The 12,072-nt window shown below is 47.2% G+C and carries 8 protein-coding genes and 1 tRNA gene; 7 read left to right on the forward strand and 2 right to left on the reverse strand.

Going from position 1 to position 12,072, the window contains the following annotated elements:
- The first annotated feature begins 179 nt into the window (after window positions 1-179).
- The 4 genes from fdhE to PEB0122_RS11700 all read left to right on the forward strand — a co-directional run bounded on the left by fdhE (window position 180) and on the right by PEB0122_RS11700 (window position 4,534).
- Window positions 180-1,094: a formate dehydrogenase accessory protein FdhE gene (gene fdhE / locus PEB0122_RS03215; RefSeq protein ID WP_075913902.1), complete on the forward strand. Its 915-nt coding sequence runs from the start codon at window positions 180-182 to the stop codon at window positions 1,092-1,094.
- Window positions 1,094-2,476: an L-seryl-tRNA(Sec) selenium transferase gene (gene selA, locus PEB0122_RS03220; RefSeq protein ID WP_075915456.1), complete on the forward strand. Its 1,383-nt coding sequence runs from the start codon at window positions 1,094-1,096 to the stop codon at window positions 2,474-2,476. The genes fdhE and selA overlap by 1 nt, the downstream gene beginning before the upstream one ends.
- Window positions 2,473-4,401, forward strand: coding sequence for a selenocysteine-specific translation elongation factor (gene selB, locus PEB0122_RS03225; RefSeq protein WP_083650176.1), 1,929 nt, complete (start codon window positions 2,473-2,475; stop codon window positions 4,399-4,401). The genes selA and selB overlap by 4 nt, the downstream gene beginning before the upstream one ends.
- Window positions 4,402-4,438: 37 nt before the next feature.
- Window positions 4,439-4,534: transfer RNA gene (locus tag PEB0122_RS11700), tRNA-Sec, on the forward strand.
- A gap of 384 nt (window positions 4,535-4,918) precedes the next feature.
- Here PEB0122_RS11700 and PEB0122_RS03230 read toward each other — a convergent pair.
- Window positions 4,919-5,578 (reverse strand): DUF4167 domain-containing protein, encoded by a 660-nt coding sequence (locus PEB0122_RS03230; protein ID WP_083650177.1) that lies wholly within the window; start codon window positions 5,576-5,578, stop codon window positions 4,919-4,921.
- Between the two features lie 371 nt (window positions 5,579-5,949).
- On the reverse strand, window positions 5,950-6,993 hold the full coding sequence (selD, locus tag PEB0122_RS03240; RefSeq protein WP_075915458.1) for a selenide, water dikinase SelD: 1,044 nt from the start codon (window positions 6,991-6,993) through the stop codon (window positions 5,950-5,952).
- A gap of 346 nt (window positions 6,994-7,339) precedes the next feature.
- On the opposite strand from selD, the gene fdnG reads away from it, so the two are divergent.
- The 3 genes from fdnG to PEB0122_RS03260 are packed head-to-tail and all read left to right on the forward strand — an operon-like array spanning window position 7,340 to window position 12,049.
- On the forward strand, window positions 7,340-10,438 hold the full coding sequence (gene fdnG / locus PEB0122_RS03250) for a formate dehydrogenase-N subunit alpha (RefSeq protein ID WP_083639780.1): 3,099 nt from the start codon (window positions 7,340-7,342) through the stop codon (window positions 10,436-10,438).
- A complete protein-coding gene (gene fdxH / locus PEB0122_RS03255; protein ID WP_075869289.1) occupies window positions 10,435-11,379 on the forward strand; it encodes a formate dehydrogenase subunit beta in 945 nt (314 codons plus the stop codon). Before fdnG ends, fdxH begins: the two co-directional genes overlap by 4 nt.
- On the forward strand, window positions 11,369-12,049 hold the full coding sequence (locus PEB0122_RS03260; RefSeq protein WP_075915460.1) for a formate dehydrogenase subunit gamma: 681 nt from the start codon (window positions 11,369-11,371) through the stop codon (window positions 12,047-12,049). Before fdxH ends, PEB0122_RS03260 begins: the two co-directional genes overlap by 11 nt.
- Window positions 12,050-12,072: the final 23 nt, after the last annotated feature.

A 12,072-nucleotide genomic window follows, 5' to 3' on the forward strand; every position in this document is an offset into this window, starting at 1 on the left:
AGAAGCTTTTTGGTGAAAGGCGGCTGAATTTAATTCCTGGTTCAATTTTTGAAGGCCGTGTATTGCGACTTTTATAATTTTATAAAGAGTTGATCGCGACTTTTATAGCGAGCCCGTTGGACAAGACCCATTTTCCGGTTATAAAATTGAACAGATTAGAAAATGGAGTTCAATCAAATATGCCGCGCAATAAAAAATTCGAAGGAGATATGACCGAAGTTGGCCATATGCGCACGCCTCCTTTCGTCCGGCTTCCCGATATCAATACGTTATTCGAGGAACGGAGCAAACGTTTTGAAGAGCTTGCTCCTACAAGTCCGGTTAAAGATTATATCGATTTCATGACAGAATTTACCGGAGCACAGCAATTTGTCTGTAACGAATTTGCTGCAAGTGATATTCCGACAGCCGATCAGGATCAGGCGCAAAAATTCACAATGCCGCCGATTGACCGGCAGGCAATTATATCGGCCCCTGTTTTTGGAGAGATTGCCAATAGTTTTTTCAAGGTTCTTGGCAAAAGAAAGCTGAAAGGTTCAAGTCTTGTTGCCCTTGAGGATACACGAGCCAACGAAACAAAATGGGAAAACTGGGCGTCCGACATTATTGCGCATAAATTGCCGCAGGAAAACCTCGCCCAGCATATCTATGTGACCGGTGCTTTGCAGATTGCATTGACATTGGCTGCCGCAAAACTCGATCCTAAAAAATTACAGCCTATAGAAGGCAATCTTTGCCCCTGTTGCGGTGGTACCCATTCGGCTTCAATGATTGTCGGTTGGCCATCATCGGAAGGCATCAGGTTCTGTTCATGCCTTTATTGCGGATCCATGTGGCGCTATGTACGCATCAAATGCACGTTTTGTGAAGAAACCAAGGGAATCAGTTTCCGCGAGATTGATGAGGGGCCGGGAACGATTCTTGCCGAGACATGTGATACCTGCAAACGCTATTGCAAACAGATGAATCATCAAAAAGACAGCCATTTCGATGTATTTGCCGATGATATAGGCTCACTGGCACTTGATCTTTTGATGAAAGAGGACGGAACGTTTAAAAGAGGTGCATTCAATCCATTTCTGGCGGGTTATTGATGGTCGCGGATTTTTCCCTTCTACCTCCGGTCAACGCAATTCTTGCCGAACAAGCGGCAAAAGAAGCGGAAGCCAAATTCGGTCATAGTGCAACGGTTGATGCCATCAGGGCAACCCTTGCCGACGAGCGAATTCTCATTAAAGCAGGACGCACGCCGCGAACGAGTGCTGTGCTTGCAATGATGGCGCTTGAACGGCTGGAGGTGGATGCCCAGTCGACCATGCGTGCCGTGTTCAACCTCACCGGCACGATATTGCATACCAATTTCGGACGTGCGCAATTGCCGGAAGTTGCAATCCAGAATGCTGTTAATGCTATGCGCAACGCCGTTTCGCTGGAATATGATCTTGAAAGTGGCGAGAGGGGAGAACGTGACGACCATTTGCGCGAATTGATTTGTGAGCTTACCGGTGCGGAAGATGCAACCCTCGTCAACAATAATGCGGCCGCTGTTCTTCTGGTGTTGAATACGCTTGCTGGTAAACAGGGTGAAAGCATTATTTCGCGTGGCGAACTCATCGAAATTGGCGGTGCTTTCCGTATGCCGGACATTATGGAAAGTGCCGGTTGCAAGTTGATCGAAGTGGGAACAACCAATCGCACACACCTTGCCGATTATGAAAAAGCAATCAATGAGGAAACCGCGCTTTTATTGAAAGTGCACACATCGAACTATCGTATCGAAGGATTTTCTTCGTCAGTTACCACAAAAGAGCTTGCGGCATTGGCTGCAACGAATCATGTACCTTTCATGGAAGATCTTGGTTCGGGAACGCTCGTCAATCTCGTTGCTTTCGGTCTTCCCTATGAGCCGACCGTTCAGGACGTTATTAAAGCCGGTGCGGATATTGTCACTTTTTCCGGCGACAAATTATTGGGCGGTGTTCAGGCCGGTTTTATTATCGGCAAGCAGGAATTGATTGCGCTGGTGAATAAAAACCCCATGAAACGTTCGCTGCGTGTCGACAAGGTACGCCTCGCCGCTCTGGAAGCGGTTTTGCGCGCCTATCGGAACGAAGAAAAACGCAACACAACAATTCCGACCTTGCGTTATCTTTCGCGAAGCCAAAGTGATATTGCCCATCAGGCAGCCGATTTATGCGCCAAAATTAGCGATTTTTTTCAACCTGCTTATCGCGTGGAAATTTGTTCCTGTAACAGTCAGGTCGGCTCGGGCGCTATGCCAATGGAAACTTTGCCAAGCTATGGCATATCAATAAGCCCGGTTGATCCGGCAGTTTCGTTGACAGAATTGGCCTATCGTTTGCGCCAATTGCCAAAGCCCGTTATCGGACGCATGCATGCCAACCGGCTGGTTTTTGATTTGCGTTGTCTTGATGATACAAACGGTTTTGTTAACAATCTCGAAAAACTATCATGATTATTGGTACAGCCGGTCATATTGACCATGGAAAAACAGCTCTCGTCAGAGCACTGACGGGCATTGATACAGATCGTCTGCCACAGGAAAAACAACGTGGTATCACTATTGAATTGGGTTTTGCCTATCAGACATTGAAAAACGGCGAACGGATCGGTTTTGTTGATGTTCCGGGGCACGAAAAACTCATTCATACTATGCTGACAGGTGCCGGTAGCATTGATTATGTCATGCTGGTCGTCGCGGCCGATGACGGCATTATGCCCCAAACGCGTGAACATTTCGAAATATTGAAGCTTATGGGGTTAAAACACGGGGTTGTTGTCATTACCCGCATCGACCTTGTTGATAAAGAGCGTGTTGAAGCATTGAAAGCGGAATTACACGAATTTCTCAAAGGTTCGTTTCTGGAAAATGCACCGATATTTCCTGTGTCGTCATTGACCGGCGAGGGCATACCGGCCCTTCGGGAAGAGATAGAAAACGCCGCTTCGCATTTGAAAAAACGTGTTTCCTGTGGGCGGTTTCGCCATGCGATTGACCGGTGTTTTGTGCTTTCCGGCGCCGGCACCGTGGTGACGGGAACTGTGCTTTCTGGCGAAGCATCCACCAATGATCTTATGGTCATTGCACCTGATCATCTGACAGCACGGTTACGTTCGATCCATGTACAGGATGAGGTTTCTAATAAAGCAAGAACGGGCGACAGGGCAGCACTCAATATTGTGGGCGACGCTATCAACAAGGATACAGTCAAACGGGGAATGATGGTCATTGACCCGTTTCTTGATAAGCGGAGTCAAAGGTTCGATGTTCGTCTAACGATTCTTCCATCCGAACCAAAGCCTTTGAAACAATGGTTTCCTGTTCACTTGCACCATGGTTCTTTAGAAACCAATGCCCGCCTTGTATTTTTGTCGCAAGACACAATGAAGGCCGGTGAAACCGCTTACGTGCAGATTATTTCCGATAAAGCTGTGATTGCGGCAACTGGCGACCGCTTTGTTATTCGGGATACATCGGCAAGCCGCACAATTGGTGGTGGTATTATTCTTGATCCACTAGCACCCGAACGGCACCGCCGCGCGCCGGAGCGGTTCAAATTTCTTGCCGCTATGGAAAAGGAAGATAACCTTCAGGCATTATCGGCAATTCTGGCATTGCCGCCCTATGGCATTGACTGGCTTTATTTTTGCCGCGCGCGTAACCTGTCTGAAGTTGAGGCGGGCAAACTTCTTTCGAGCGGTCATTTTGTCGTTCTTGAACATGGTCAAGAACGGTTTGTTATGGAACAACAGCAGGAACAGCGCCTGCAAAAAGCAATTGTCGATTATCTTGTCGAATTTCATAAAAACGAGCCTGATCTCTTCGGCGTTGGTCTTGAAAAATTGCGTCGTGACGTTGCCCGCGAAATCCGTGCCCCTTATTTTCGTGATCTGTTACAAAACGAAATTGATAAAGGCCGGTTGAAAATTCGCGGCGCCTGGGTTGGTCTTGCCGGTCATGAAGCCAAACTATCCCCTGAAGATGAAGCAATCTGGCAACGTGTCTATAAAGTTTTAAAAGGTGAGGAACGTTTCCGCCCGCCGCGCACGCGCGATTTTGCGCAAGAACTTGGAATTGACGAAAATCATATGCGGCAAATCCTGAAGTCTTGCGCACGGATGGGGCGTGTTTATGAAGTGGCGCAAGATTATTTCTTCCCGCGCGAAGTGCTGGCTGAAATTATTATGATTATGCGGGATATTGCCGAAAAAAAGGAAAAGCACGAATTCGTCGCGGCCGATTTGCGTGACCGGCTGAATAATGGCCGCAAGGTTTCCATTTTTCTGCTGGAATTTTTTGACCGCCACGGTGTGACAATCAGAAAAGGCGATATCAGGCGGTTAAATCCGCATCGGCTTGACCTGTTTGCCGATAGTTAGACTTGCAGTTTTTGCCTAAAAGCAGCATAAGACAATCGGAAGGGCTTTTCATCCGGTGATGGATGCGGCCTTCAAAGCCGTAAGGGGCCGTGAGACGGTCTTTTATGGGTTCGACTCCCATGCTCTTCCGCCAATTATTTTCAATTGAATGACGTTCAGTTGAAGCACATTGCTTATCATTACTGTTTCCGGATTGTTTTTATTGCCGTGACACATCAAGCGTCAGGAAAGGCATAAGCTATTGAGCTTCGGAAAAGAAGAAAAACAACGAACGTTAGAAACGTGTTCGGCCAAGTTCGTCATCTGCAAAGCAGCATCCATCAATAGAGTATTTGAAATCGGCGGAGTGTGCGTCTGCAAAATTCTCGAAACTCGAACAGGAAAACCGGTTTGCCAGTAACAGGAAAGTAGAGAAGGTTAAGGCACGACCAAAAAGGCATGCAATAAGCAAAGAGCACGAAAAAACAAAAAAGACGGGCAAATAGCCCGTCTGATTTGATGAATATAATAGAGTGGCTCAGGCTTCCTCTTCAGCCTTTTCCACTTTCGGCTTTGTAGTGCGTCTGCGACGCGGCTTCTTTTCAACAACCTCTTCGGCTTCAACCGTCTTTTCAACCGATGCTTCAGGGGCTTTCGCCTTTTCTTTTGCTTCCTCTGCGGCTTCGTTTTCGCCAGCATCATCAGAACGATTTACCGGAGCACTGCGACGACGCGGTGCACGACGGGTTTTCTTGAGTTCAACGACTTTCCCGACTTCCCCTGTATCTTCTGAAAGAGCGACTTCGGCAGGGACCCCCTGAATTTCCGGTTGCGGGCCACTTCCCGCAGCTTCATGTTCCTCATTCAATTCCAAAGACACAACCGGGGAGTTCTCATCCTCTTCATCGTCATCAATCAGTTCTTCACGCTGGATCGGCTGAGGCATTTGTGCTTGGGCCGCCAGAATAATGCGAACATAGTGTTCGGCGTGTTGAAGGTAATTTTCTGCCATAACTCTGTCGCCGGCAGCCTGAGCATCCCGTGCCAGAGCGGTATATTTATCTGCTATATGTTGTGCATTACCACGAATTTTTACATCCGGTCCGTTGCTTTCATAATTGCGTGAAAGAGGATTTGGACCGCGACGATTATTATTATTGTTGCGTCCACGGATGCGCCTATTTTGTTGTGGCCTCATAATGATCTCTTTAAGAATATGTTTTATCTAATTTTATTCAGTTGATTTTCAGACAAGAATATTATGGCGTTCGCGCCAATATCCGTTTTGATTATGCTTGTTGACAAGCCATCAAGCTCAAATCAATTTTTTGAAAATCTCAAAAAGCCTATGGAAACGACTCCAACAGCTATGTTCCACGACGATTTATTTGATATTCGGCAAATTAGCGTTCTTCAACCGAATTGCCAAGTATTTTTTTAAAAAATCATCATCTTATTCAAATGAAAAGGGAAATTCGTTTGTGAAATTTGTTCATATCATCGAATTAACGATCATTCGGGCGGGAATTGACAATTGCCAACCCGCCCGTTTGTGAAAAACCACTCGAATCACTCTTCGATAACAACCTTTGGAGTGCCATTGCGCACTTCGCCGATAATGGTGGAAAGCGGATAGCCCTGGCTTTTGGCATAGGCGACGACCGACTGTGCTTTCTCCGGCGAGATTGACACAAGAAGGCCACCGGACGTTTGCGGATCGGTCAACAGAAAGCGTTTATAATCAGGATAATTTTCCGGCAATACAATGTGTTCGCCATAGCTATCCCAATTGCGACGTGAAGCACCGGTAAAGCAACCGTCTTTGGCAAGGGCTTCAGCCTCGGTGAGGAAGGGAATTTTCGAATAATTTATGGCAATCTCGACATTGGAGCCTTGTGCCATTTCAAGGCTATGCCCCAAAATTCCGAAGCCGGTTACATCGGTTAACGCGTGAACATCCGGATTCTTTCCGAGTTCTGTGCCGATTTTATTAAGAAGCGTCATTGACGCAATCATTTCCTGATAGGCTTTGTCAGAAAGTTTTCCGGTTTTGAATGCATGCGAATAAACGCCGACGCCGATACCTTTCATGAGTACCAGTTTGTCGCCCTCATGGGCGCGGGCATTCAGTTTGATCTCGCTTTTTTTGCAAATACCGATAACCGCCAAACCATAGACGGGTTCGGGATTGTCGATCGAATGGCCACCGGCTACAGCTATTCCGGCTTCGGCTGCTTTTTGTCGCCCGCCTTTTAAAATTTCACCGACAATTGCCGGATCGATTTTATCAACCGGCATGCCAAGGATTGCGAGCGACATGATAGGCTTTCCGCCCATAGCATAAACGTCGGAAATAGCATTGGTCGCAGCAATTTGGCCAAATGTGACGGGATCATCCACCATCGGCATGAAAAAGTCTGTGGTAGCAATAACACAAGTGCCGTCGTCAAGCTCATAAATAGCAGCGTCGTCACTTGTTTCGGTTCCTACCAATAGATGTTCAAATGGTCCATACTCCGGCTGGTTTTTCAGCATTTTCTGCAAAACGGAGGGTGCCAGTTTACAACCGCAACCCCCACCGTGAGCAAGACTTGTCAAACGGAAGGGTGTCATCGAAGTTTCCTTTTTAAATATTCAATTTTGTGTGGGTATCAAAGATATCCAACAGTTTGACAATATTAGCATTTGTCAAACATGCGTGCAATGTAGCTCATTTTTATCACGATCATTCGCCTGTGTTCACAAAAACGTCAACGCCATCGGGAAAGCAATTGCATTATCCTCTTTCAGGATCCATATGAAAAAGCTGCGAATGATCTTCCCCGATCAATAGAATCCGCTTTTGTAACAACAGGGCATCAAGCAGACTTGTTTGAAGCTTGATTGGTTGCTATGGAACGATTGTTGATCTAAAATAAACAGCGTGTGGGACGATCAAAAATACAAGAGGAATGCCCGTATGAATATAGAGATTTCGCGTCGCGCCTTTTTAAAGGGTGCTGGTGCGGGTGTCGGCGCAACAGCATTGGGTGCGCTCGGTTTTAGTGAGGCTGAAGCAACAGTTGTTTCGGCTATAAAACCTTTCAGGTTAGCTTCAACAACCCAGACCCGACAGACCTGTACTTATTGTTCGGTTGCTTGTGGCATTATCCTTTATTCGAAAGGATCAATGAAAGACGGCACTGCGAAAGTTATCCACGTTGAAGGGGATGTTGATCACCCGACCAATCATGGTACTCTGTGCCCGAAAGGTGCAGCCCTTCTTGATACAATCCATTCAAAAAACCGTTTGACGAAACCGAAGGTTCGTCGCCCCGGTTCCGATCACTTTGAAGAAATCACATGGGACGAGGCACTTGATAAAATTGCCCGCTACATGAAAGATGACCGCGATGCCAATTTTGTCCAGAAAAACGAAAAAGGCCAGACAGTCAATCGCTGGTTGACAACAGGATTTCTTGCAGCCTCTGCAGCAACAAACGAAACCGCATTTGCGACTTACAAGGTCGTACGTTCATGCGGTATGCTGGCATTCGATAACCAAGCACGCGTTTGACACGGCCCCACGGTGTCCAGTCTGGGCCCAACATTTGGTCGTGGCGCGATGACAAATCCATGGACGGATATCCGGTCAACGGATCTCGTCATTATCATGGGTGGTAATGCTGCCGAAGCACATCCTTGTGGCTTCAAGTGGGTTACTTATGCAAAAGAGCATCGCGGTGCAAAGCTGATCGTCGTTGATCCGCGCTTTACCCGTTCGGCTTCGGTTGCCGATTTTTATGCACCGATCCGTCAGGGAACCGATATTGCCTTTTTGTCTGGTGTCATCAACTACTGCATAACGCATGACAAAGTTCAGTATGAATATGTCAAACATTTCACCAATGCCGGCTTGATCGTCAATGAAGGTTTCGGTTTCAAAGATGGTCTGTTTACCGGATATGATGAAGCCAAACGTGATTATGACCGTTCGACCTGGTCCTATGAAATGGACGAGAACGGTTATGCCAAGAATGACGAGACTTTGACGCATCCGCGTTGTGTCTGGCAGCTTCTTAAAAAACATGTTTCGGTTTACACGCCTGAAATGGTTGAAAGAATTTGCGGCACTCCAAAGGATAAGTTCCTCAAAATCTGCGAGATGATTGCAGAATGTTCAAGCCCGACAAAGGCGATGACATCCATGTACGCTCTCGGTTGGACGCAACACTCCAAGGGTGCGCAGAACATTCGCACAATGTGCATGTTGCAGCTTATTCTTGGTGATATCGGTGTTCGTGGTGGCGGTGTGAATGCACTGCGTGGCCACTCCAATATTCAAGGCCTTACAGATGTCGGACTGATGTCCAACCTCATTCCGGGCTACATGAATATTCCGATGGAAAACGAGACAGATCTCAAGACCTATCTCTCGAAACGCAAGTTCACGCCTACGCGGCCGAATCAGGTCAGCTACTGGCAGAATTATGACAAGTTCTTCATCTCGTTCATGAAGGCAATGTGGGGCAAAGCCGCAACAAAAGAAAACGACTTCGCCTATGATTATCTGCCGAAGCTTGATATCGCCAATTACGATATTCTTAAAGCTGTCGACATGATGGATCATAACCAGATGAACGGCTATTTCTGCCAAGGGTTCAATCCTGTTCTTGCTTTCCCGAACCGTAAAAAGGTCGAGCGTGGCTTGAGCAAGTTGAAATTCCTTGTCGTGATGGATCCGTTGGAAACAGAGACTGCACGGTTCTGGGAAAACCACGGTGATTTCAATGATGTCAATACATCCGAAATCAAAACGGAAGTTTTCCAATTGCCGACAAGCTGCTTTGCAGAAGATGAAGGAGCTGTTGTCAATTCGGGTCGCTGGTTGCAGTGGCACTGGGCAGGGCAAAATCCGCCGGGTGACGCAAAGCACGACACATGGATCATGGCGCAACTTTGGTTAAGGCTGAAGAAGCTTTATGAAAAAGAAGGTGGTGTGTTCCCCGATCCTATCGTCAATCTTCATTGGCCATATAAGGATGCAAGCGAACCTCAGCCGGCAGAACTCGCCAAGGAAATGAACGGTTATGCTGTTGAAGATCTTTATGATCCGAAAGACCCGACCAAGAAAATCCTTGAAAAGGGCAAACAGGTTCCAGGCTTTGCTTCGTTGAAGGCCGACGGAAGTACCGCTTCGGGCTGCTGGATTTATTCAGGTAGCTTTACTGAAGACGGAAACATGATGGCACGGCGTGATAACACCGACTATGATGGTGCCGGACTTTATCCGAAGTGGACATTCGCATGGCCTGCAAACCGTCGTATTCTTTATAATCGTGCATCTGCCGATTTTGACGGTAAGGCTTGGGATCCGGAGCGTAAAGTTATCGAATGGAATGGCGAGAAATGGACGGGATTTGATGTTCCGGATATTCCGCCGGCATCCGATCCGCACGCTGTTGGTCCGTTTATCATGAATGCGGAAGGCACTGGCCGGCTCTTTACACTTGCCGGACTTCGTGATGGACCGTTCCCGGTTCACTACGAACCGTTCGAATCGCCGATCGTCAACCCGATTGCTCCGAATGTTCGCGGTAATCCGGCTGCTCGTATCTTTGATGAAGATCTTGCACAATTGGGAACAAGTGATGAATTCCCTTATGCTGCAACCTCTTATCGCTTGACCGAGCACTTCCACTATTGGACGAAGAACAACCGGATCAACGCTGCTTTGCAGCCGCAATTCTTTGTCGAGATTTCGGAAGAACTGGCTGCTGAAAAAGGCGTTGTAAAAGGTGATTGGGTCAGAGTCTGGAACAAACGCGGGCAGGTTTTTGCCAAAGCGCTGGTTACCAAACGTATCCGTCCGATCATTTGCGATGGAAAGCCTGTCCATGTCATTGGTATTCCACTGCATTGGGGCTTTATCGGTGAGGCGAAGAAAGGTTTCGGGCCTAACTCGCTTACACCATTTGTTGGTGATGCCAATTCCCAGACGCCTGAATTCAAGGCATTTCTGGTGAATATGGAAAAATCGAAGGCACCGGTCGATGAGAATGGAAAGGCGGAACAATGATTAATATCAATCCTCCAACCCAGGACAAAATCGAACCGCAGATTGGTCCGGATGACTACATCCGGATTTCTGCCTCGCCAGCGCCGAAGCCGAAGCGCAAATTGGAAGAAATCGCCAAGCTCATAGATGTTTCACGCTGCATCGGTTGTAAAGCTTGCCAATCGGCCTGTTCGGAATGGAACGAATTGAACCCTGAAATTGGTGACAATGTCGGTGTTTATGATAATCCGCGGGATCTTTCTCCGGATGCGTTCACAATCATGCGGTTTACGGAATGGGTTAATCCCGAGACCGATACACTTGAATGGCTTATCCGCAAGGATGGCTGCATGCATTGTTCGGAGCCGGGATGTCTTGCTGCTTGCCCGTCACCCGGTGCGATTGTGCAATATTCAAACGGTATTGTGGATTTTATCCATGATAAATGCATCGGTTGCGGTTATTGCATAAAAGGCTGTCCGTTCAATATTCCTCGGGTTTCGCAAGTTACCCACAGAGCCTATAAATGCACTTTGTGCTCTGACCGTGTTGCTGTCGGGCAAAAACCTGCTTGTGCAAAAACCTGCCCGACCGAAGCGATTATGTTCGGAACAAAGGCCGAGCTTAAAGAGCACGCCAAGGAACGCATTGCCGATCTGAAAAACCGCGGTTACAAGAATGCCGGCCTTTATGACCCGCAAGGCGTTGGTGGAACGCACGTCATGTATGTTCTTCACCATGCCGATCAGCCGAGCATTTATGCAAACCTGCCGGAAGACCCGCATATTTCACCGATTGTCAAAACGTGGAAGGGCATTTCCAAATATTTCGGACTTGGTGCTATTGCTGCTGCTATCCTCGGAGCAGCTGCACATGGTATCTTTATCGGACGTACAAGAGTAACCAAGCACGATGAAGAACGTGCCGAGAAAACCTTGAAGGATATCGACCATGACGCATAAGCTTTATGAAAAATACGATTATGTCCATAAAGGTGACCCGGTTATTGTCGACCGCTATACAAAAGGCGCACGTATCAACCACTGGATTGGTGCCATTTCGATGATTCTTTTGGCGTTTACCGGTCTGATGATGTATTGGCCACCGCTTTTCCCGCTTGCAAATCTCATTGGAGGCGGGCAGGTGGTGCGTACCATTCATCCTTATATCGGTGTTGTCATGGTTATCAGTTTTGCCGGACTTTTCTTCCGCTTCTGGCGCCTCAATATCTGGGAAAATTCCGATTTGAAATGGATTGTCGATATCAAGGATGTTCTTGAAGGCGATGAAGAAAGACTGCCTATGATCGGAAAATATAATTTTGGTCAAAAATGTATTTTCTGGTCGATGTCTATAGGGCTCATCATATTGATTGTGAGCGGCTTTATGGTTTGGCAGGCTTATTTTGCACCTTTTGTTCCTATTGAGTGGCAGCGTTATGCACTGCTCACCCATTCACTGGTTGCCGCATGCATTATCGCTGTATGGATTTTCCATGTTTATGCAGGCTATTGGGTTGCCGGTTCGATCGGAGCAATGATTAAGGGCAAAATTTCAGGCGGCTTTGCATGGGCTCACCATCGCAAATGGTATATTGCGCTTTTGCGCGCAAACCGTATTAAAGACCGCTAAGCTTTATTTTAAAGCTTCAATAA

Origin of the sequence: Ditibartonella apis (assembly GCF_001952075.1) — a bacterium.
In the GTDB taxonomy this organism is placed as follows: Bacteria; Pseudomonadota; Alphaproteobacteria; order Rhizobiales; family Rhizobiaceae; genus Bartonella; species Bartonella apis.

Bases quoted from the DNA above. Each gene is read 5' to 3' on its own strand.
- fdhE (WP_075913902.1), top strand. From the start codon at position 180: ATGCCGCGCAATAAAAAATTCGAAGGAGATATGACCGAAGTTGGCCAT.
- selA (WP_075915456.1), top strand. From the start codon at position 1,094: ATGGTCGCGGATTTTTCCCTTCTACCTCCGGTCAACGCAATTCTTGCC.
- selB (WP_083650176.1), top strand. From the start codon at position 2,473: ATGATTATTGGTACAGCCGGTCATATTGACCATGGAAAAACAGCTCTC.
- PEB0122_RS03230 (WP_083650177.1), bottom strand. From the start codon at position 5,578: ATGAGGCCACAACAAAATAGGCGCATCCGTGGACGCAACAATAATAAT.
- selD (WP_075915458.1), bottom strand. From the start codon at position 6,993: ATGACACCCTTCCGTTTGACAAGTCTTGCTCACGGTGGGGGTTGCGGT.
- fdxH (WP_075869289.1), top strand. From the start codon at position 10,435: ATGATTAATATCAATCCTCCAACCCAGGACAAAATCGAACCGCAGATT.
- PEB0122_RS03260 (WP_075915460.1), top strand. From the start codon at position 11,369: ATGACGCATAAGCTTTATGAAAAATACGATTATGTCCATAAAGGTGAC.